The organism is Legionella pneumophila subsp. fraseri, from assembly GCF_000586315.1.
In the GTDB taxonomy this organism is placed as follows: Bacteria; Pseudomonadota; Gammaproteobacteria; order Legionellales; family Legionellaceae; genus Legionella; species Legionella pneumophila_B.
In genome coordinates, this window is sequence record NZ_JFIM01000001.1 from 263,463 (window position 1) to 284,759 (window position 21,297).

The following is a 21,297-nucleotide window of genomic DNA, read 5'->3' on the forward strand; positions in this document are numbered from 1 at the left end:
ACAAAATGTACTTAAATAATCAAAGATAGCACACCCTATACGGAGACTAAATTATGAAACCTTCAGCTGAACTAATAAAGTTTACAGAAACATGTGTGAAGATGACAAATAACGATTTTAATTTTTTCTTTAACAAAGGAGATATCTCACCTAGTAGTGTCTCTTTGATATTGGCTCGCCTCTTAGGGATAGGCCTCAAAGTGGAGTTTTTTAAGACAGATGAAGATTGTTTTTCCTGGATAGAAGAAGTAATTTCTGCAAGAAAAAATACTGATTTATCTCCAAGTACTCTTGAATCTGATGATGCTCCCTTGAGAGATGAAAGAACTTCTAAAGCAAAAGCAGAATTAGCAAAACTTAAAGAAGAAGAAGAACAACAACGTAAAGTAACTGATACAACAAAAAAAAATACCGTTATATTACCCAATACTCCAGCATCTCAAGATAAAAAAATACTAGACCCAACCATAGAACTTGGAAAGCTTAAAGAACAATTTTTGAAAATGAAAAATGATGAGTTTGATTATTATTTTAAATCTCCAGAAACCTTGATACATAGTAGTGGTATATCAATTGAGCGACGACTTGCAAAAGCAGGTGTAAGAGGGGAGTTTTTCAAGACACAAAAGGATTATAATGCCTGGAGAGATGAAATAATTTTTACAAAAAAACTCTATAATCTTAGTACCAATATTGATAAAATTTTAAATGAATTTGGAGAAAAAATAAAAGATATAGGTCTTCATTATCCTGATACAAAAATTAAAGCCAATGAATTACTGGAGTCGCTGAGGAAAAATAAAAATGAAGCATTTTCAAATCCTTCTCTAGAGTCAATCTATGACTTTGCCGATACAGCGAAACGAATGATAGAAAGTACCATTCCATTTTTACAGAAAGACTTAGAATCGGAAGGTTATTTACAGAATCTCTCAAAGCAACTTCTAAACAGTATAAATATATTTATAAAAAGTATATCAAACTTGGGTTCCTCAAATCAGAGCGGTTTTTTTGCTGTTAAGTCATCGCATGCAGCAAAGCAAGCCTTTGAACTTGGAAGGGATCTAGATAATGAATTAAAAGATTTTAAACCTTAACATATGGATGGATTACTATTATTTAATGGCATTTCACTTAGCAATTCCGCTGCTCTCTTGTGCACGGCCATCATGGCCTCACGAAGGTATCAGCTAGCGAAGTTTTGTTTATCAGCACAATCGGTTAGAGAGTAAATTAAATGTAAAGCAATCGATATTATGCCCAGAACAAGTAGGGTTCATTAACTGCTTACCAATACTGCAGTATTATCTAACGGTGTTCACCATACACACCCACATTAAGTCTGATTATTTTGATAATCAGACTTAATGTCGATTATAGTACCGTGAATTCAACTAATAAGTGCGACTAGTTTTTTTTGGCAACCCAAACCGTCGCGTCTCCACAATCTGGATCTCTAATTTTATGCGCCAGTACCTTAAAATTATTACCTATAAGTATCTGTTCATATTCTTCGGTAGAAAGAGATGCATGGTATAAATCGTATCCTCCATTATTACTCCAAACTTCATCGTATTCAGGTCCTGATGTAAAGATTAATAAACCATTTTGATCAACATAGGAAGCTAGTAACTTTAAAGTCATTCTTTGATCATCGTGAGGTAAATGAAAAAAGCTATGCCACGCAATAACCGCATGGAATTTTTCATTCAAATCTAAAGTACGCATATCTGCTAAAATCCATTTGTTTTTTGGAAATCGTTGCTTACACAAGCTAATCATTTTTCTACTGGCATCTATTCCGGTTACATCGTAGCCTTCATTGATTAAAAATTGGGCTATAGGTTCTCCAGTACCACAACCTACATCTAATATTTTGCTTTTAGGTTTGAGACATTTTTGAATGAAATCTAAATAAAGTTTCTCCATAGTCAAATCTTTAGTGCGGTTATCATCAAACCAGTCAACGATCTCGTCATATACTTGATAAACTTTATCTTTATTCTTTTCCACCATGTTAAACTCCAGTTGCAAACACTTTTTTATGCGTTGAATCCAGGTAATAATAGTATTCCGATTATATTGTTTGCTTTACCATTATACTAATTTCCAAACAATAACTGACTCTTATGCTAAGAAATAATATTCCAGATCAACAACTCATTGAGCTTTTGAAAGTCTATTATGGAATTGATATTCATGCAGTACAACTCATCGTGGGTGGTGCTGATATGAATGCCTTTGGATATAAAGCGGATTCAGAATCCAATTCTTATTTCGTAAAACTGAAATACGGCCATCATGATGAAATTAATTTATCAATCATTCGCCTCTTGCATGATTCTGGAATAAAAGAAATTATTTTTCCTATCTACACGCGTGATGCGAAATTATTTCAACAAATAGATCATTTTAAAATAATAGTGTATCCATTTATTGATGCGCCCAATGGTTTCACCCAAAATTTAACAGAAAAACAGTGGCAACAGCTTGGAAAAGTGTTAAGACAAATTCATGAAACTTCTGTTCCCGCCGCTATTCAGCAACGATTAAGGAAAGAAACTTACTCGCCTAAATGGCGTGAAATAGTTCGGTCCTTTTATAGTAAAATTGGATTTGATGATTCAGATGATCAAATTACCGCTGACTTCAAATCTTTTTTTAATCAAAATATCGATTCAATTCATCGATTAGTCGATTCATCAGAAGAATTATATAAAAAAATTCAACCTGATTTAGATAAATATGTGCTGTGTCATTCTGATGTACATGCGGGCAATGTGTTGGTCGTTAATGAGGAATCTATTTACATTATTGATTGGGATGAGCCCATGTTAGCGCCAAAAGAGCGTGATTTGATGTTCATTGGCGGTGGCATTGGTAATGTATGGAATAAACACCATGAAATCAATTATTTTTATGAAGGTTATGGTAAAATAAACGTTGATAAAATAATTTTGTCTTATTACAGACATGAACGAATTGTCGAAGATATAGCTGTATATGGACAAGACTTACTTTCAAGTGATCAAAACGACGAGTCCAGACTTGAAAGTTTTAAACATTTTAAATCGATGTTTGATCCAAACAATGTTGTTGAAATAGCCTTATCTTCAGATCTAATGTGAATTAGATAAGCATGATTTCACCGGATTAATTTTAATCATTTTTTGACGTCATGCTTTCAATAAATTGGTTGGCCTGTTTCTTGGTAAACCCTGTTACAATGAACTCATCCCCTATCCTGCTTCGAATTATTGGATTTGATATCACTATACCATTTAAGATGAAGCTTCCTTGTTTTCCTATACCGTTTTCAGTCATTTGCCCAAATTTGGTGGCGGCAATAGTTTTTAATTTAATATGGACACCATAACTGTCAGCTGAATTTTCAGGTAATACTATTGATGCCGATTCAACTGTTGATCTGTCCAAAACCATCTGATTTTGAATAACTTGAAATACCAGCGATGAAACATCCTTACTTACACCAATATCAGTTGTTGTAGTTCCTGAAGCCATGACAGATGGTAAAAAAAATACCCCAATTAACGCAGTAATTACTTTGATAAAAATATTCATATTAGAATTATGGATAAAGAATAAAATGCATATTATATATTATGATAATGACATTAAATACTTTAAATACAAAATGTTCCTTCCAGTTGCCTTTTTTTTCGTATTTTTGTCCATTCCCACCAAGGTTGTTTTTGACCTGTACGTGCTTCGTTTATAGCAGCGGCAAAGACATCCCAAACACATGGATCATGAGCTTGGCCAGTAATTTGTTGCAGGCGTATGTACAGTTCATCAGCACATGCATTAGCAAGTTGAGGAATTGAATTAATCTCAAGTAATTGCAAGTCTTTATAAGTTGCCTCTCCCACATTCATAAGACTTAAAAGTGGATGGGTTGCCTTGAACTTATTTTTGGTCATATCTATCCCCTGGAGGCTGCCTTTATTTCAATCATAATATCATCGAGATTGGTAATTCAAACAACTTCTTGAGCCCATGATTTTAAAGAGTGATATTATTACTTCTATACATCTGATTTTTTATCCAGACCGATTACATCATAAATAGTGATAGGAGAAGCAATTCCCTTAACTTTCACCCTGAGATGACCATTTAATTCAAGCGACTGGTTAACTTCCTGGTAAGTTGCCTCAGAAATTAAAATTTGCCCTCCCAAAGTCAGATCCTGAATGCGTGATGCCAGATTAACCGGAGAACCAATTGCACTGTATTGCATACGTTTCTGAGAACCAATATTGCCTACAATAGCATAACCTGTATTAATCCCTATGCCCATTGCTAATTCGGGTAAACTGCAGTTGCGATTCATTGTGTTCACCTCTTGCATGGTCGCTTGCATCTCTAATGCACAGGCTATCGCTCGGTATGCGTCATCACCTCCAGAATGTGGCGCTCCAAATACCACCATAATAGCGTCACCAATAAAGGAATCGACAGTACCATTGTATTTTTCAATGACATCAACCATTTTTCCATAATGATTGTTAAGCGCAGCGACAATTTTCTCAGCAGGAAAGTGCTCCGACAGAGTGGTAAAATTTCGTAAATCACTAAACAGAATTGTAATTTTCCGCTCCTCCCCTCCTAATTTTAATTCGGATTTTGATTCAAGAAGCGCTGCAACAATTTCGTCAGACATAAAACTACCAAATACTTTACGAATAAAATTATTACGTATTTCAAGTTCTTTTTTAGCTTTTATCAGAGAGATATTTTTTTCTCGAACAGATTTTTCGAGAAGCGAAATATCCAATAGGTTGAGTTGATCTTCTGCCAAAGTTGCCAAATCTTTTAAAATTTGAATTTCAGTCTCATCTAAATTGCGTGGTTTTTTATCTATTGCGCATAATGTTCCTACATTAAAACCATCAACTGTTGACAACGGAAATCCTGCATAAAAACGAATATTGGGTTCACTAGTCACATAGGGGTTATTGCAAAATCGCTCATCCAACAAGGCGTCTGAGATTATCATTGGTTTATTTTGTTGAATAGTATAGTGGCAAAATGAATCATTACGGGATATCTTGTTAAGACCTATTCCACAACTGGATTTGAACCATTGGTGTTTGGAATCAATAAAAGAAATAAAGGCAATAGGAACCGATAAGTAGCCCGAAGTGAGTCGGATAATCCGATCAAATCTTTCATCTGGTGGTGTATCCAGAATTTTTAATTCGTATAATGCAGCAATACGATTCTGCTCAGTAGTATCCAAAGGTTTCTTCATAATTTTCTCAGGATTGTTATCACGATTGGCTCTATCTCAAGTGAGTAAATAAAATGAGAGATATAGTGATTAATAAGATTATAGTACAATGCTCTCGCATCAATCAGCCTAAACCAACAAATAAGTAAATTGTATTCAGCAATAGAAACAAAGTTGATGAATTAATCGGATGTCGTTATCTTAATTTTATAAGAACATATGCAGAAACGGGTAAATAATATTATTTACCCGTTTAAAATCTTAAGAATTTAATCTGATTAATAATGTGAGCATGTATTATCATCAGAAATTGGTATTTCATGTTCAGGTACCTTATTTACTAATCCTGAAATACTTGGAGACCCATTTTTTGTAAAGAAGCCAAAGTGCGATGAAGGAGAACTTGAAACAACTGATAAAATTTCATCACTACGAATCTCGTCCATACCACTTTCAACATTTTTCACAATGTTTGTAAGCTCTGTTTCCTTTGGCGCAGCCGAATAATGATAAATAGTTTTGCAAGAGCCATTCTTGCCCAGTACCTTTACAGAACGCGTTAACTCAAATAATATGTCGAAAGGACTGACACCTTCTTCCCCTTCTCTAAAACCTAAGGTATATGGATATTTGCATGAGCCAACACCTTCGCACTTAACTACCACTACCCCTCTTTCGCCAGGTTTTACTTTCTTACACTTCGTCCATCGGCCCCCGGCCATTCCAGGATCATCTCCGATTCTTCTAATAATTTCGCTATTAGATAACAGCTTGGTATCAGCATCTTCCTGCAACTCTATAGCAAGCATCACTCCAGCACGTCGCGTACCTTTATTGAAATATTTTTGAGCATATTTAAGATCAAAAGCAAAAAAAGTTTCCCCTTTTGCTTTAGTCGATATCTTATCGTCTTCCTCTTCACATACTTTTGTTTTGTTACCAAATATCCTCTTTCCTTTATTTAAATTTTCAAGAATTGCCAAATATTCTTTTTCACTAACAAAGCGAAATAAATAATTGCTTGGTCTTTCAGTGTTAATACTGAATTCTGCAAAAGATTCCTCTTCTAACTCCATAGCATCTTGAATGTGACTGTGAAGCTCTCCTTCTAATTTCTTAATTTGTTCTTTACGGGCAGCACTCTCCAGTTTTTTACTGTTAGATTTCTTGTGTTCTTTGCTGGGAGATACATCCAGTTCCTCAGAATGTTCGGGTACAACATCCAAATCTTCTTTACTTGATTCTGAAATAGTTGAAATTTGTGTTATTTTTTTAGGTATTTGCATTGCTTTACTTCTACGCATCTAACTCTCCTAACATCGTTACTATATACAATATGTTCTTATATTATTCTTACACAATCTATTTTGCACATTATCAGCAAAATAAAATGGATTGCAATCTTTCATTTCTAAATCAAAATTACCGAATCGAAATACATTAGATTTAAGAAGAATGCTTGGGCAGCAAAAATAATGTCTTGCCCATTAGCATTCTATGTCTGGTCTATTCCCTAACAGTTTTTTTGACTCAATTCGCTATTGAGTGCCTCTTCAAGATTTTGAGATTGACTAACCGCCAGAGAAGATTTCAAAGCAAAAAAGCCTTGATGCCCGGTGGTCCCAAAAGTTACAGCATAAGCCACAGCAAAGGTCACTGCATTAACCAATTGTTTCGCTAAATTGGTTAAATAATCTCCCCAACCTAAATCTTTTTGCAGTATTGGTGTAGCTTCCTGAATCGCTCTTTTTGCATTTTGCGCAAAAGTGATTAATGTTTCTCTGCTTGGTTCATTAAATGCTTCCTCTTTATATTTTCTCAAAGTATCTAACAATTCTATAGCTCTTTGCTTCGCAGGAGCATGATAATCACCAATAGAGTTAATTTCATTTTCAAAATTATTCAAAATGAGATCAATAGCATCAAACTGAGCAACGTATTTTTTGCTTTTTTGCTCCTCCTCGAGTTTGACTCGTTGCTCTTCCTCAAGCTTGGCTTGCTGTCCTTCCTTCTTAAGCTTCTCTTGAGCATCAGGAAGCCATGAAAGTCCATCTTCTCTTTGTTGTTGTCGTTTTTCTACGTCAGACTGAAGTTCACACCATTTAGGAATATTATCAGAAGAAAAATTAGCTTTTCCAGATATACAAGCATGATGCTGTAAAACTCTTAATGGTTGAGACATAGGTTCAACCAAATATTCAAAATTCCTCGGCATGGATCCGCCGGGCAGAGCTTCCACCCAAGACGATGACACAGCACTTGGGCCTGAGAATTCCATAACCAATGGTTTATATACAATCCCTTGAAATGATTTCAACAGTTTTTGGATACCATCGCGAGTCTTAGGATAGTCATTGCTCTGTTGTTTTTCTATATAATTTTCAATAATAGATGTAAGCAAGTCTTGATTTTGATGCTGAATTGCTTCTTTAATTACAGGTACAAGTTCTTGTGTAGCAAAAATTTTAGCGAAATATTCGGCACCAAAAAAAGTTGCAAACGAGAAAGCATCCTGGTGAGCTCCTGAAACCGCCGCCCTTAAAGTACATAAATCAAATTTGCCATTTGTTTTTTCAACAAGTAATTGATAACCTGGCGAATTTTTTAAACGTACTAACTCTTCGTTTTTACTTTCTGCAATATATTTCGCACAGTTTTCATAACGTGCGATAATATTTTTGGCAACTCCTTCGATTATTTGACGACGTGCGTCTTTATCTTTGCTGTAAGCAATCATATCGGTATTGAAAGCCGGGTTTTCCAAGGCAGGTTGTGAACCATCCTTTGTGAGCGCTGATCCCATATTAAGTAGAACCGGGAAGCCGGAACGAACCTCAACCGCAACTTTTTTATCATTCATTGGCAAATCAATATCAATATAAGTGCTACTTTCTCCAATGATTACATCAACCCAACGCACCAGATCGGATGCTGCCGCAGGATTTCCTCCCTTGCCCTTTCTCATTGCTTCAAGCTCATATTTGGCCAGATTTAGCAATTTAGCATCAGTTTCACTGACTGATTTTAAATCTATTGAATCAATATCAACTAATTCAATGTTATTTTCCTTTGCCCATTGTTGAAATTCAAGTCTGGCTGTCTCATTTAAGCATAATGAGCTAAAAACAATTCGGGTTTTGCCTGGCTGATTAAGTTTTGCAGTTTTTTCTACTTCTGCCTTAACATGTTTTGGCATGCAAACTGCCGGATTATTGCTAAACCAGACAGAAAATATATCCGATGTATCAAATGCGTATTTATCTTCAAGGCTAACGTCCAACCCCAGGATATTAACACTCCCGTTAGGGAGGTCACTGAACTCTCTCTTTAATTCTGGAATAACTTTTTCATTTAAAATTTTAAGTTGTTCTTCAGAAAATGATACGCTCTTGGCATAGTCACCATTACCCCTGATCCTGTTATATAAGTCGTTAATCTGCTCTTGACTAAGTTCTGCTTCTAATCGCCTTGCCAATTGGTCGAATATGTAAGCTCGTAATTTTTGAGCTTTCTCTTTTTTTCCGACCTCAACCAGCTCGCTCAATAACGTGCCAGTCAATTGATTTAAAGTCGTTTTAACAGGAGATTTACCAATTGTCATAGGCCCATATACTTGAACATTGTTCTCAACGGGCTTTTTCGCATCCTGAACAGGCTGACTTTCGACAGCATTAGAAGGAAACGGAGTATCCAGGTCCTTATTTTTTCGAACCCAATCTAAAGCAATTTCTTTCCCAATTTTAAGGTAGAGAGCAAATTTAGTTAAAAACACCTTACTAACCAGTGTTTGTTCATTAATATCAGTATTTAACTGGTGAATTTCAAGTAATGAATCAGCCAATTCTTTAGCCATATGCTCATCAACAACGCATATTGATTTGATACTCTCAATAAAAATTGCCTTTTGTTGCTCTTTCATATATTTATCCCACTTGGTTATAATCCAAACTTTTGACTGCTGTTTTCATTAGAGAAAACACCAAAAATAAACTAAATATTTACAAAGTGGTCATGAATATATCATAAATAACTTAAGTAAAACTTAAATTACGTTATTAATCTAATCAGATTGTATTCATTAAGATAACCGTTCCTAACATTATGATGATAAATTAAGTTTCAATAACCATGACTCAATAATGACTCCAGATAGTATAAAATGAATTACGATCTAGCCTTTCGTCATCCGAACGAATCTTAACGGAACATTATTGGGAAGAGTAATCACTTCATTTGAAATAGGCTTATAGCCAAAAGCGCTGTAGAGCTTAACCCCAGGTAAAGTAGCCATCATCTCAAGCCGAGTAAATTTTTGTAAAAGAGCCTCTTGTTCACAATGCTTCAACAGAATACTTCCCAATCCTTGTCTTGCAAATTTGGGATGAATAAAAAAAGCTCTTATTTTTGCAAAATCTTGTTGAGGATCCAGATATATCCCCTGTCCTCTACCTGCATATTGACTGCCGCCAAATAATCTTCTTCTACGACTCCATCCACCACAACCGGCAATTTGCCCATCCCTTTCTACGACAAAATACGTTTTGTCTAAAATTAACTCTAAATCGACACCAAATACATATTGAATGGCCCCTTCAATTTCTTCCTTTGTATAATCTTCGCGGCTAAGCTCTCTTGCTGAATAAGAAATTAATTGATTTAAAAATTGAATTTCGTTCATTTCAGCTAATCTGATTGTAATCATTGATAACCTCCTGCAAGTTTGTGTGGAGGTAAGTTAACATAAAGCAAATATAAATAAATTTCTTATTTTATTTATAAAAATTACCTTTTATAATGTATTTTTATAAAAAAAGGTAATATATGAAAAGCAAACCAACGAAATCTTATCCAAATGAAAAAAATACAGGATATCCAGTTGAAATACTTGATAAAATTGATAGAAAAATTCTAAACATACTTCAAAAAAATAATCAAATTACTAACCAGGCATTGGCCGATATAATTGGAATCTCTGCTCCACCTTGCTTTCGAAGAGTCAAACGCCTGAGAGAGGAAAAGATTATCGTTAGTGATGTTGCTTTGGTTGATCCATTTAAAGTAGGTAGGCCATTAATTGTGTTCGTAAATATTACTCTTGAAAAACAAAGAGAAGATCTTTTAACTCATTTTGAAAGGAAAATGTCTGAGGAACCTGAAGTTATGCAGTGCTATTTTGTCTCGGGAGACACAGATTACCTGCTTATTATTCATGTCAAAGATATGAATCATTACAATGAATTTGCCAGACGAGTATTCGCAAATGAACCCAATATTAGAAAATTCAGAAGCAGCTTTTGTCTTAATAGAACCAAATATAATACACAGGTTGTTTTAGATGAGTAGTAACTATTGCAAATGTCCAACTAATTAACAAACCCAACCCTGCATGTACTATAATTAATTTAGGAGCGGAATCACAAGGAGCCAACCATGCAAGAATCAATTCACTCTTTATTTTTGGCACAAGCAATAGGTCTCTATCTTCTTATTGTGGGGATTATAATGCTTTCAAGAGCTTCATATTATCGTGAATTGTTGACTCATCTCAAAGAAGGCAGTGCCACAATCGTGACGGCTGGAAGCTTGGGGTTAATTATTGGTATTTGCCTTGTGCTTGTCCATAACATTTGGGTTCCTGAATCAGAGGTATTAGTCACCCTGGTAGCCTGGCTTATTTTGATTAAATCAATATTGTGGCTTGGATTTCCCGAGTTTATGGTGAAATGTAGTCAAAAAGCCTATACAGGGACAGGTTATTATGTGATTTCAATAGTGGTATTAATTATTGGGATTCTGCTAATAACCCATGGATTTTACCTGTTTTCCCATTGATTTTACCTGTTTTCATAGGCAACTCTGCTTTCAGCAAAGCAAGGTAACCATCAGTGGGATGAAGGGTGTAGGTTTTTTATAAAAAAATCTATAATAGTTAATGTAGGTAATAGTTTTTTTCATTTCAAAAAATCGTAAAGATTTTTTGAAATATTGTTAAATTTAAAGCCTTTCTTAATAAAATCTTAAGCTTGTCTATTTATACTGCACATGCCCTTCAATGGAAATGAATTATTGCATAAGGAAATCTCTGAATTATATGAGGTTTAGTATGTCATCGTTTAAACTTTCTTGTGAAAAAATTGATATCAGTCTAGCTCATAATGTTCTAACTATTTGTCCTAAAAATAGAGAGTCTCTGCAAAAAATTACCACTCTTTTCAATAATCTGTACATTCTTTATTTTATAGGAGGTATTCCTAACATCACCTATGATGATATGGATCAAATTCAAATTAATATTAAGTATTCACAGCAAATAACGGATACCAAGCTCAAAAATACCCTACTTTCTTTTGTCAATTCTGAATTAATCTCTCAAGATGAAAAAGAACTATTTTTGAATGAGCTTGAGCACACTAAAACGTCATTCACTACCCAATTTAATACCGAATTGGAAAACATCAGAAAAAAAGCTGAAGAATTAAGCAGAAAAGCAGAGGTTGATCCTTATCATTACGAGTCTGCATCGAAAGCGGCTAACAGACTATATCAAGAATTATTAATAGCCTCTCAATTGTATTTTTACCATAAAACCCCAGAGGCATACGAAAACTTCAAAGAAACATGCCAAAGAGAAATTGATAGGGCTCGACCTGTACTGGAACAACATAGAGGGTGGAAACCTTTATTAGTTAATGTAGGAGCGGCAATAATAGGCCTTGGTATTCTTTATTTGCTTGCAGCTTCTATTAACTACTATAAAACAGAAGGTCGTCACTTTTTCTTTCATTTTGAAACAGATTCCTTGCAAAAACTAGAAAATCTGAATTCGGCTCAATCTCAAGTACTAAGAGTCTAAATACCAATCACCCGGATTAGACGCTTCTGTTATAATCCGGGAAATACAGATTTTTAATTTCCAGCCATAATACCCAAAACCGAGCTTTTCATTTCCTCCACCATTTTCTCAGATCTGGTTTGAGAAAATAAACCCAGACGACCGGTGTAGTAATAATTTATCCCAAAAGCAAATAAATACCCTACACCAAGCAAAAGGATCGCTGTTGATAACTCAGCCACTAGCCACAAGGCATCTCGGTGGTTTTTTAAAGTCAAATTGGCTAAATTAACTTCTTTGATGCTGCAATCCTGATAGCGCTTTATTAAAAAGAGATCTGGATTTTTTTCAAGATAATTGGTATAGATGGTGAGCTTACTAACCAATCGACTCATCGCATTTGCTGCATCAAAACATTCCCTATCACGTAAATCTTGTTCTTTCCTCTGTAGGGTAATCAAATGAAAGTGAATTAAATTGATCTGTTTTCTTAATTTAATATCGTAATCTGTTAAATCAAGTTCAGAATTTGTAAACTGCTTTAATCTTTTATATTTTTCAAAATCAATTTGGGAAAATTGCTTGATAGCCTCATCAATTGATACTCTTGCCTCAGGATTGACGACAAGCATTGCGTTTAGGCACGCTCTGATTTTACTTTTATCTTCATTAGTTAAATAGAGCTCCAACTCCGGCTCAGAGAAGAGTAACTCGTTTCTGGACTTCTCAAGCACATAGTCCAAACCCTTATCACGAGAGATATAATAATTAGTATACTTATCTCCCCACAAATAACTTAATATCCTGCCTGTAGACCAAACATCAGCTTTTGCTGTGTAGAGTGCCTGGGGATTAAAAGATTCCGGTGCTCTGTACGCTCTGGTTCCACAACGACGATAATCCTGCTCTGACACTCTAAGCACAAAACCAAAATCGATTACTTTAGCTATTGGAGGAGATTTGCTAAAATCTATTATAATATTTCCTGGTTTTATATCTCGGTGAATTAAATGCTTATCCGTCACCTGCTCTTTAATTGCTTTTAAAATGGCAAAAGTAATCTCAATCCGATTAATAAGATTAAGCTCAGGTACCTCTTCAGACAAATCAAGCCGCTTAACGGGGTTTAGAAACTTCTCTAAAACGACACCCTCCGCTTTTTCCATAATCAAATAACTGAATTTACTCTCTTTGTTTTCTACAAATATTGGCGGTTTAACCGCTATATGCCCTGATTGCAGAAGCCCTTGATATTCACGTAGTACAGAATGACTTTGATCGCGATAACTATGATTTTGAATTTTAACTAATTTATTCTTTGGTGGTCTTTTAATGACATTCCCAAACTCAAACTGAATTGTACCTAAAATAGGGTATACAATCCCATACCCTCCTTTGCCTAAAGGGTTCTTGTTAGGGTCAAAAATTTCAAATGCATGTTTTTTTTGATCCGATTTTCTTGGGCGTCTTACTAAGGATTGATTAAATGAGAAGCAATAAGTGATATCCTTATGGATATATTTGTATCCTTGATTATTGTTCCAGGCACCTGGTGAGTCATTATCATTCAGATAACTCTCCAACGCTGCAAAAGCTTTTTGATTATTAATTTGTAAATTTTGGAGATTAGCCGCATCAACGGAAAAAAACATTGTACGAGACATGATATTGACTTCAATTTGATTAATCAGTTTTATTATACCTCGCCTTTTTTATTAAGTTAAATTAATTGAACTCTTAGCTAAAATCTAATTCATTATTTTTTAAATTTATAGTATAAAATGAAATTTTGATTTCAAGGAGAGAATTGTGGGTAAGGTAAACGCAGTTGGAATAGCTGAAGTTGGAGTTGAAAGAGCCAAAAGGAAAGAAACCCTAAGAGTTCTGACGTCATCTCCCTTCAACCTGGATAATAACGAACACACACAGGCACTGGAAAAATACATTAAACAATTTGAATTAAGTGTCAATCAAATGTACCTCTATCAAGCAATGGGCACGGCATTAACAGCTTGGGGGGGGTCGTGGATAGTGGGAATGTTTTTGCCAATTCCTGAATTTGCCAATCACCTTCTTGCGGCCTGTCTCTATTTAGGCGCTACTGGTTACATTCTTGAATCATTTAGCATGACAGACTTTTATGAACAATTGGAAGAGATGAAGGTACTTTATAATTGGTGTTTAAAAAATAACAAAGAAAGCTATAGTACAGATATCGATAATACCAATAATCTTTTGTATCCTGATATCCAGCGCATGATTAAATTAATGGCTCCTTTATGCACTACTGATTTTATGGTTGCCTGGCCTAAAGAAGTCAAAACCGCAGAAACTCAAAGTGGAATCCTATCCAATACATTGTCCATAGGCTATTCTATAGTATCAGCGCCATTCTCACTGTTCTCAACAGCCAGTAAACCGAGTCAGGATCAAGTGCAACGTATTAAAGATTTAAAAGTACAGGTAGAAACAAGAGGTCTTGATTTAGGAGTTTTTGCTGGCTTCGAGCAGGCAATAAAGTATTTTGCTACGAATTCTGATTTTAGAGATCTATTGAAAGCCAAGCTAACTCAACCAGTCAACTCTGTTAAAAACATGTTGCAAACAACCATACCAGGAATGTTAGCCGGCTCTAATTCAAAATAGTGCTATTTTGCCAACCTTAACCCTTGTTAATGGTTGGCATTAAATAATGTGCATAATCATCATTAAGACAAATATAAGGATGATTAACAGGAAATAATGCCATTTTTCACACCCAAGGTTTCTCAAGATGAAAACTGTTTTTGCAAATAAGGAATTGCTTTACAACGAATACAAAAAACTGTTTCTAGAGCAGATATCTGACATCAGCAAATTAAAAGAATGTGTTAAAGCAAGGTATGATATAAAAGATCTTCCTGACGAAATATTTTTCAAGTTGTTGACTAATAATCATAAAAAAATTTACGATTTCATAGGGACACATAATCAAAATAGAATCCGATATTTCTTCGGTAATTTTGATAATTTTGATCCACGTGACAACCAAATTAGCGTTTTAGATCGCTTTATTCTTGATAGTATTCATTTTTATATCACTAGCAGTTTATTAATGCAGCTGCATAAAGAATATCACGAAAATGAAATGGAAATTGATAAAGCATGGCAAAAGGAAATTCAAGCCCATGCCCATTTAGGTCCACTACCAACAACAGCAATCATTGCAAACTCGATTAAATCAAATAAAAATCGTGTCTTTAAAGATTTACAATTTCCTGCGAATAAAAACATACAGCTCTTCCAATTAAATAAATCATCTATTAAGCTTAATGATCAAGTCTTTGCGCTCTGGTTGCCCAAAACTAGTGAAGCACAAGTAGCAATATCCAATGTCACCCGTAATACGATTCTTGTTTGTATTGCCGGTGCCGCTATTTTAGCAATAGGCGTAAGTCTCTTTTTATTTTCCACAAGCTCAGCAGTTGGTTTGGCTGCTATTTCCAATCCTGTATCGTTAGGAATAATGATTGCATTATTAGCAGGAACCACGCTAATACTTGGTATAGCCTCTCTTTATTTTTCCACTGCCAAAGCGATAGATGACGGTACAAGAGAACATCCGGAGAGCAGAATACCAGCAGAATCTTATCACTCTCATAATATTCGCAAGGATAAAATGTATTCTAGTGAGAACAAACCAGAAGAGCCCTTGCCCTACCATGATCTCAAATGGTCATTATTTAATAGAAAGCTATATGCAGCAAGAGAATCGATAGTTACTCCTTCAGCAATATCTGAACAAATATCATCCATGCCTACTAATCAACAAAAACTTTAAAGTAGATAAACATATAATGTCTAGTTAATCCTTAAAATTATGATTGGCTTAAAATTAAGGATGTAAAACAGGAGCGTAAATAAAATCCTCTTGGTAACGTTTTTATACGATTACCCTCTACGTCATAACCATAACATAAAGATTTTCCATTGGCTGCCTTAGGCCTCACTTGAAGATATTCTCCCGAAGAAGAGCTTAATGTTTCTAATTGTCCCATAACGATTTGATTTGTTAAATAACTCCAATCTTCTTCAAGAACAGATTCCTGCTCTTTATTTGGAGACCATAAAAATCCACGTCCAATTCTTCTATGGGGAAATGGAATATCCGTGTCTCCCTCTATAGGAATCCATAATACTCTTTTTAATTTAGCGTAACATTGAGAGGACTTCCAACTTTGCTGATGTATGGTAAGTAGTGGAATGGAAACAATAAATGTGGATTCAGCCGGTTTCCCTGATTTATTAATGGGTATGGTTTTTAATTCGATACTCAATTGTTTAAAATCAGGTAGCGACTCATTTTTTGCATCTGCACCTAAGGCTAACTCAAGAGCTTGTCCTACCCATCCTTTTCGATGAACAGGGTTTAAAGGGGTGAATAAACCCAATTCAAGAGCTAACTGAGCAAAACTTAAACCTTCAATTCGCTGGCATTGCTCCAACAGTTCTTTTTCATTCTTCGGTGGTTTGCTTTTTAAGGCTAAAATCACAGGAGCTCTCTTTTAGTTCAACAGTAATAGGCTCAATTGGCGGCTGTATTCCTGCCGCTTTAAATTGTGCAGTTATCGCAAACAAAACTTTTGACCTTACTTCAACACGGTTATGATTCTGGATGTTAATAAAATACCGTGCTTCAAATTCTATTAAAGCTGTATCAATTTTCTTTAAAAACACCTGAGCGGGAGGATCTGGAACGATTTCCGGAATAATTGCCAATACATCAAGTATTAACTGTTGGATCATCACTGGATCATCAGCTCTGCTTACCTTTATCGGTATGACCGTGCGAATAATTCCATCTTGATGAGTCCAGTTAGTAAAAGGTTTATTGAATGTTTCAGCATTAGGAATCAAAACCTGAGTATTATCCCATGAGGAGACGCGCATGGAACGAATGCCTATATGAGCTACTTGCCCTTCGTATTCACCTATGGTGATCAAATCGCCCTCTCTTACTGGTCTTTCAATTAAAAGCATAATGCCTCCTACAATATTTGAAGCAAAATCTCTTAAACCGAAACCCATACCAACAGCGAGTCCTCCAAGTATCATCGACATACCGCTAAAATCCAGTCCCAGAACATGAAGAGTTATGAAAGTACCCAGTAATATGATCGCATACTGCGTAAATACGGATAAACTATGGCGTATGCCAACATCTTTGGTATTCTTATATAACCATCGAAAGCAAAACTCCCTTGTCCACTTTGCTGCCCATACTAAAACAGCGAGTAGAATGAGAAACTCAATGATACTGGCAACTGTAATATGTATGCCTGTAATATTAAGAATACTGTATTGAACCACTTTTTCCAGGCTAGTCACAACCAGTGAATCAGAGTACCAACCAAACAACTGAAATAAAATTAATACACTTGTTAAGAACAAAGCAATACGCAAGATTTTATCGATTGGTTTAAGGAAAACCTCTATCCATAACCAACCATTTTTCAATGAAGAGATCATCCACTCGGAAAAAAGCTCTAATGCGTCAAATATCAAACCTCTCACGAGAATATATCCTACTAAAACTAACAAAATATAAGCTTGATAACGACTCATAGTCCATGCCAGATTCACAAAACCAATCAAACCAATGATTGCTGTTGTAAATAAAGTAATCGGAACTAAAATGACCAGTAAGGAAATTGCATTTTTAAAATACCTTTTCTTTGACTTCAGTAATGGTCTAATGAGATAAGGGATTACATCTTTACTTTTCCATGCTACCAGGGATACCGTTAGCATAAAAAGCATAAATAATCGATTAAATATATCTTGTAGTAGAATTGATAAAGGTAATAAATGACTAAATGTCATCAACGCGGTTGTCCATCCACCAAAAAGCAACAACCATTTTAATCGATAATATAATTTCACGTCCTTACCGGAAGAATCAGAGATGCTTTCTAACAAAATCAAACGGGCTATTAAAATTAAAACTCTAAAGGTAAACCACACGATAATGAGTTTGATTAATAATTGAGAGTTAGCAAAAGAAATACTGGTAAAGTATAAAATGAAAGATAACATAGCAAAGAAACAAAGATGTGGAATGTTTCTTTGCAGTAAAACGAGTATTCCATCATAAAGATAGCCGGTAAATCTTGATCGCTCTTTATCCCTGACTAAAGTTTTCAACACATGATTTAAAATATAAAACAGGCTAAGGATAAAAACCAAAACAGTCCATAAAATAATAGCTGGGAAAGTATCTAACCAGGTGTAGCTATCATAAACCTTTATGGTCAGTGTTTTGATGTATTTATAAAACAAATTGGGGATATCAATTAGCTTCTTGAGAATTACTGTCCAGCTGTCAAGATTGTATTCGCTCAAGCTTTGTCTTGTTGAGATCTGTTTCTTTAACTGGTTTTGATAATCCTCTAAATTTTTGGATAAGATAAGTTTTTGATCAGAGGTCTCCTTTAGTTCTGCTTTAACATCATTCTGCAATAAACTAAGGGATTTTCGTAACCCTGGCTCAACAAAAAGATTAGCCTGATTTGTAAGAGAATTCAGAATTGTTTGCAACGAATTCTCTATACCTGAATATTGATTAATTACCTCTCTGTAAATATCAATTGCTGATTGCAAGGCTTTAGTATCCAGGTTATTTAACAACAGGATATTCGTTTTAATTATCTTTTTCTGTAATTCCAGTGCATTCAACTTTTGATGGATAACTGCAATTCTTTGATTATTAATATATAAATTGGCCTCATATTGAATCTGTTCGCCAATCGTCAGCTCAGGTTGCTTTTGAGCTTGGCTGGACACTGCATTCTCATAAAGGATATTCAGCTCTTTATTCAATTTATCTCTAATGGCTTTAATTGACTTAAGCTTTTCTTCCAAATCGAAATTGGCTTTCCAAAGTCTTAATTCATTCAAAGCATCATTTAAAAGCAATTGATATTGTTTGGCTAAATCCAAAGTTTCGGCAATTAACTCAGTAGTTTTTTTATTAACAGTAAGCAAGGTCTCAATTTTACCTACTTTTTCTTGAATAGTTACTTCAGCATTGGCAAGCGGCATTTGTTGCAAACGCTTTAGTTGGTCATTCAAATTGACCTCTTCTTTCTTTTGATTTTCACTAAAACTATTCAAACTCTCAATTTTTGCTTTATTCATTGAAAGAATAGTTTTAATTTGTCTCAATTTCTCGGTGTACTCCTGCTCATCCTTAGGCGCACTCTTTTGTTTAATTTCATTAATAGCAATGGTCAAATGAGTTTTTTCATGGGCTAGATATTCCACTAGCGTGGCATTGTTTTCTTTAACCGATGCTGAAAAGAGTGAACAACTAAACAATAAAAAAAATAGAGGCAGGAAAAAGCACCACAAGTATTTAAAACTTGTGGTGCTTAAATTTGAATTACTTTGTCGTAATAGTTGGCGCAAATCTTATACCCAGTTCAGTTAATTGTGCATTGCCCGCAGGCGATGGTGCACTTGTTAATGGACAGGATGCTGTTTGAGTTTTGGGAAACGCAATCACATCCCTTATGGAAGTTGAGTCCGTCAACAGCATAGCTAATCTATCAATTCCCAATGCAATTCCTCCATGAGGTGGAGCACCATATTGTAAGGCATCCAGCAAAAAGCCAAATTTCTCATGTGCCTCTTGTTCATCAATTCCTATCAAGTCAAATACAGTTTTTTGTAGCTCAGGTTGATGGATACGAATAGACCCACCGCCAATTTCATAACCATTAATAACTATATCATATGCCTTGGCTAATGTTTGCGTTGGCTTTGAGCGAAGTGCTTCGGCAGATAGTTCCTGCGGGGATGTAAAGGGATGATGCATAGGCTGTAACTTATTACTTTGAGGATCCAGTTCAAACATTGGCCAATCAACTACCCACAATAATTGCCATCCAGAATTAATCAGATTTCTATCATGCCCCAGTTTATTCCTTAAGGCTCCCATAGATTCATTGACAACATGAGCTTTGTCAGCTCCGAAAAAAATAACGTCGCCAGTCTGCGCCTCAACTCGATTAAGAATAGATTGCACGGCCGTTTCAGATAAAAACTTTAGAATGGGTGACTGCAAACCCGCCATACCAGCACTTAAATCGTTGACTTTTATATATGCAAGTCCTTTAGCGCCATAGATAGTTACAAATTGTCCATAATTATCCAGATCTTTTCGACTAAGATCACATCCACTCGGTAATTTTAAAGCAACTACTCTTCCTGAATCATCATTCGCTGCAGAAGCAAATACATTAAAGTCACAATCCTTTACCAAATCTGCAATATCAATCAACTCCAGTGGATTACGCAGATCGGGCTTATCACTTCCATAACGTGTCATAGCCTCTTGATATGACATTCTTCGCAATTTATCAGGTAAGGTAATGTTAAGGATTTCCTTAAATACAACCTTGAGCAATCCCTCAATGAGTTGCAGTATATCTTCTTCATTAATAAAGGCCATTTCTATATCAAGCTGAGTGAACTCAGGTTGTCTGTCAGCTCGTAAATCTTCGTCTCTGAAACAACGTACAATTTGATAATATTTATCAAATCCCGACATCATCAGCAATTGCTTAAATAATTGTGGTGATTGCGGTAACGCATAGAATTGCCCTGGATGCACCCTTGAAGGCACTAGATAATCACGAGCACCCTCGGGAGTTGCCTTAGTCAACATAGGCGTTTCTATATCTAAAAAGTTCTGCTCATTCAAGTAATTACGTATACAACTGTTTAACTTGTGTCTTAAAGTCAGTTTCTTTTGCATAACAGCACGCCGCAAATCAATATAGCGGTATTTATAACGTAAATCTTCATTGATAATTTGATGATCATCTGGCAAAAACGGTGGGGTTGGAGATTGGTTAAGAATTTCAAGTTGTGTACCAATTACCTCAACCTTACCAGTCTCCATTTTATCATTGATCATTCCTTCTGGTCTTTTACGTACAATGCCAGTAACACGAACAACAAATTCCGATCTGAGTTTTTCAGCAATTGCAAAAATTTCCTTGTTTTCAGGCTCATACACAACTTGCAATAACCCGGAACGATCACGAATATCTAAAAAAATAACTCCGCCATGATCTCGTCTATTATGCACCCACCCACAAACTGTGATTTGCTTATCCAAGCTTAATTCATTCACGGCCGAACAGTAGTGTGTACGCATAAAACCACCTAT

General features: G+C 35.2%; 17 protein-coding genes and 1 pseudogene. 7 read left to right on the forward strand and 11 right to left on the reverse strand.

Translation table 11 applies throughout. The annotated features are described in order from the left end of the window. The first annotated feature begins 53 nt into the window (after positions 1–53). Positions 54–1,097 carry a hypothetical protein gene (locus CC34_RS01000000116065; protein WP_050598184.1) on the forward strand — a complete coding sequence of 348 codons (1,044 nt, stop codon included), beginning with the start codon at positions 54–56 and terminating at the stop codon, positions 1,095–1,097. Between the two features lie 310 nt (positions 1,098–1,407). On the opposite strand, the gene CC34_RS0101170 is transcribed toward CC34_RS01000000116065, so the two are convergent. Continuing rightward, positions 1,408–2,016 carry a class I SAM-dependent DNA methyltransferase gene (locus CC34_RS0101170; protein ID WP_028378895.1) on the reverse strand — a complete coding sequence of 203 codons (609 nt, stop codon included), beginning with the start codon at positions 2,014–2,016 and terminating at the stop codon, positions 1,408–1,410. A 113-nt stretch (positions 2,017–2,129) separates the two neighbouring features. Between CC34_RS0101170 and aph(9)-Ia the strand changes: the two genes are divergently transcribed. Next, on the forward strand, positions 2,130–3,128 hold the full coding sequence (gene aph(9)-Ia / locus CC34_RS0101175; protein WP_028378894.1) for an aminoglycoside O-phosphotransferase APH(9)-Ia: 999 nt from the start codon (positions 2,130–2,132) through the stop codon (positions 3,126–3,128). A 31-nt stretch (positions 3,129–3,159) separates the two neighbouring features. On the opposite strand, the gene CC34_RS0101180 is transcribed toward aph(9)-Ia, so the two are convergent. From CC34_RS0101180 to CC34_RS0101205, 6 genes and pseudogenes are all read right to left on the reverse strand, one after another. Further along, positions 3,160–3,582 (reverse strand): SecDF P1 head subdomain-containing protein, encoded by a 423-nt coding sequence (locus CC34_RS0101180; RefSeq protein WP_028378893.1) that lies wholly within the window; start codon positions 3,580–3,582, stop codon positions 3,160–3,162. Between the two features lie 62 nt (positions 3,583–3,644). Then, positions 3,645–3,941, reverse strand: a complete 297-nt coding sequence (locus CC34_RS0101185) for a helix-hairpin-helix domain-containing protein (RefSeq protein WP_028378892.1) — start codon at positions 3,939–3,941, stop codon at positions 3,645–3,647. A 104-nt stretch (positions 3,942–4,045) separates the two neighbouring features. Continuing rightward, a pseudogene (locus CC34_RS0101190) lies at positions 4,046–5,376 on the reverse strand (adenylate/guanylate cyclase domain-containing protein). A 153-nt stretch (positions 5,377–5,529) separates the two neighbouring features. Next, positions 5,530–6,555 (reverse strand): hypothetical protein, encoded by a 1,026-nt coding sequence (locus tag CC34_RS0101195; protein ID WP_027226988.1) that lies wholly within the window; start codon positions 6,553–6,555, stop codon positions 5,530–5,532. A gap of 209 nt (positions 6,556–6,764) precedes the next feature. After that, entirely contained in the window at positions 6,765–9,170 is a 2,406-nt protein-coding gene (locus tag CC34_RS0101200) for a glycosyltransferase family 88 protein (RefSeq protein WP_027226987.1), read from the reverse strand. Positions 9,171–9,422: 252 nt separating this feature from the next. Next, the gene (locus CC34_RS0101205; protein ID WP_027226986.1) at positions 9,423–9,953 is read right to left on the reverse strand and encodes a GNAT family N-acetyltransferase; all 531 of its coding nucleotides are present in this window, start codon (positions 9,951–9,953) and stop codon (positions 9,423–9,425) included. A 119-nt stretch (positions 9,954–10,072) separates the two neighbouring features. Here CC34_RS0101205 and CC34_RS0101210 point away from each other — a divergent pair, with 119 nt between their 5' ends. The 3 genes from CC34_RS0101210 to CC34_RS0101220 all read left to right on the forward strand — a co-directional run bounded on the left by CC34_RS0101210 (position 10,073) and on the right by CC34_RS0101220 (position 12,104). Further along, complete coding sequence (locus CC34_RS0101210) at positions 10,073–10,594, forward strand: Lrp/AsnC family transcriptional regulator (RefSeq protein ID WP_027226985.1); 522 nt, start codon at positions 10,073–10,075, stop codon at positions 10,592–10,594. Between the two features lie 87 nt (positions 10,595–10,681). Further along, positions 10,682–11,083 carry a hypothetical protein gene (locus CC34_RS0101215; protein ID WP_010947214.1) on the forward strand — a complete coding sequence of 134 codons (402 nt, stop codon included), beginning with the start codon at positions 10,682–10,684 and terminating at the stop codon, positions 11,081–11,083. A gap of 271 nt (positions 11,084–11,354) precedes the next feature. Further along, complete coding sequence (locus CC34_RS0101220; RefSeq protein ID WP_027226984.1) at positions 11,355–12,104, forward strand: hypothetical protein; 750 nt, start codon at positions 11,355–11,357, stop codon at positions 12,102–12,104. A 53-nt stretch (positions 12,105–12,157) separates the two neighbouring features. On the opposite strand, the gene legK1 is transcribed toward CC34_RS0101220, so the two are convergent. After that, entirely contained in the window at positions 12,158–13,747 is a 1,590-nt protein-coding gene (gene legK1 / locus CC34_RS0101225) for a Dot/Icm T4SS effector kinase LegK1 (protein ID WP_027226983.1), read from the reverse strand. 145 nt (positions 13,748–13,892) lie between these two features. On the opposite strand from legK1, the gene CC34_RS0101230 reads away from it, so the two are divergent. Further along, positions 13,893–14,729, forward strand: a complete 837-nt coding sequence (locus tag CC34_RS0101230) for a hypothetical protein (protein WP_027226982.1) — start codon at positions 13,893–13,895, stop codon at positions 14,727–14,729. A 127-nt stretch (positions 14,730–14,856) separates the two neighbouring features. Next, on the forward strand, positions 14,857–15,903 hold the full coding sequence (locus CC34_RS0101235; protein WP_027226981.1) for a membrane protein: 1,047 nt from the start codon (positions 14,857–14,859) through the stop codon (positions 15,901–15,903). A 37-nt stretch (positions 15,904–15,940) separates the two neighbouring features. Here CC34_RS0101235 and mutH read toward each other — a convergent pair whose 3' ends face one another. From mutH to aspS, 3 genes are read right to left on the reverse strand one after another with little or no spacing between them, the layout of a single operon-like run. Next, on the reverse strand, positions 15,941–16,615 hold the full coding sequence (mutH, locus tag CC34_RS0101240) for a DNA mismatch repair endonuclease MutH (protein WP_028379063.1): 675 nt from the start codon (positions 16,613–16,615) through the stop codon (positions 15,941–15,943). After that, complete coding sequence (locus CC34_RS0101245; RefSeq protein ID WP_027226979.1) at positions 16,578–19,529, reverse strand: mechanosensitive ion channel domain-containing protein; 2,952 nt, start codon at positions 19,527–19,529, stop codon at positions 16,578–16,580. Before CC34_RS0101245 ends, mutH begins: the two co-directional genes overlap by 38 nt. After that, positions 19,504–21,285 (reverse strand): aspartate--tRNA ligase, encoded by a 1,782-nt coding sequence (gene aspS / locus CC34_RS0101250; protein WP_027226978.1) that lies wholly within the window; start codon positions 21,283–21,285, stop codon positions 19,504–19,506. Before aspS ends, CC34_RS0101245 begins: the two co-directional genes overlap by 26 nt. Between the last annotated feature and the right edge of the window lie 12 nt (positions 21,286–21,297).

What these genes read in the sequence shown, in the direction of transcription:
- CC34_RS01000000116065 (WP_050598184.1), top strand. Translation starts at nt 54, where the DNA reads ATGAAACCTTCAGCTGAACTAATAAAGTTTACAGAAACATGTGTGAAG.
- CC34_RS0101170 (WP_028378895.1), bottom strand. Translation starts at nt 2,016, where the DNA reads ATGGTGGAAAAGAATAAAGATAAAGTTTATCAAGTATATGACGAGATC.
- CC34_RS0101180 (WP_028378893.1), bottom strand. Translation starts at nt 3,582, where the DNA reads ATGAATATTTTTATCAAAGTAATTACTGCGTTAATTGGGGTATTTTTT.
- CC34_RS0101185 (WP_028378892.1), bottom strand. Translation starts at nt 3,941, where the DNA reads ATGACCAAAAATAAGTTCAAGGCAACCCATCCACTTTTAAGTCTTATG.
- CC34_RS0101195 (WP_027226988.1), bottom strand. Translation starts at nt 6,555, where the DNA reads ATGCGTAGAAGTAAAGCAATGCAAATACCTAAAAAAATAACACAAATT.
- CC34_RS0101200 (WP_027226987.1), bottom strand. Translation starts at nt 9,170, where the DNA reads ATGAAAGAGCAACAAAAGGCAATTTTTATTGAGAGTATCAAATCAATA.
- CC34_RS0101205 (WP_027226986.1), bottom strand. Translation starts at nt 9,953, where the DNA reads ATGATTACAATCAGATTAGCTGAAATGAACGAAATTCAATTTTTAAAT.
- CC34_RS0101210 (WP_027226985.1), top strand. Translation starts at nt 10,073, where the DNA reads ATGAAAAGCAAACCAACGAAATCTTATCCAAATGAAAAAAATACAGGA.
- CC34_RS0101215 (WP_010947214.1), top strand. Translation starts at nt 10,682, where the DNA reads ATGCAAGAATCAATTCACTCTTTATTTTTGGCACAAGCAATAGGTCTC.
- CC34_RS0101220 (WP_027226984.1), top strand. Translation starts at nt 11,355, where the DNA reads ATGTCATCGTTTAAACTTTCTTGTGAAAAAATTGATATCAGTCTAGCT.
- legK1 (WP_027226983.1), bottom strand. Translation starts at nt 13,747, where the DNA reads ATGTCTCGTACAATGTTTTTTTCCGTTGATGCGGCTAATCTCCAAAAT.
- CC34_RS0101235 (WP_027226981.1), top strand. Translation starts at nt 14,857, where the DNA reads ATGAAAACTGTTTTTGCAAATAAGGAATTGCTTTACAACGAATACAAA.
- aspS (WP_027226978.1), bottom strand. Translation starts at nt 21,285, where the DNA reads ATGCGTACACACTACTGTTCGGCCGTGAATGAATTAAGCTTGGATAAG.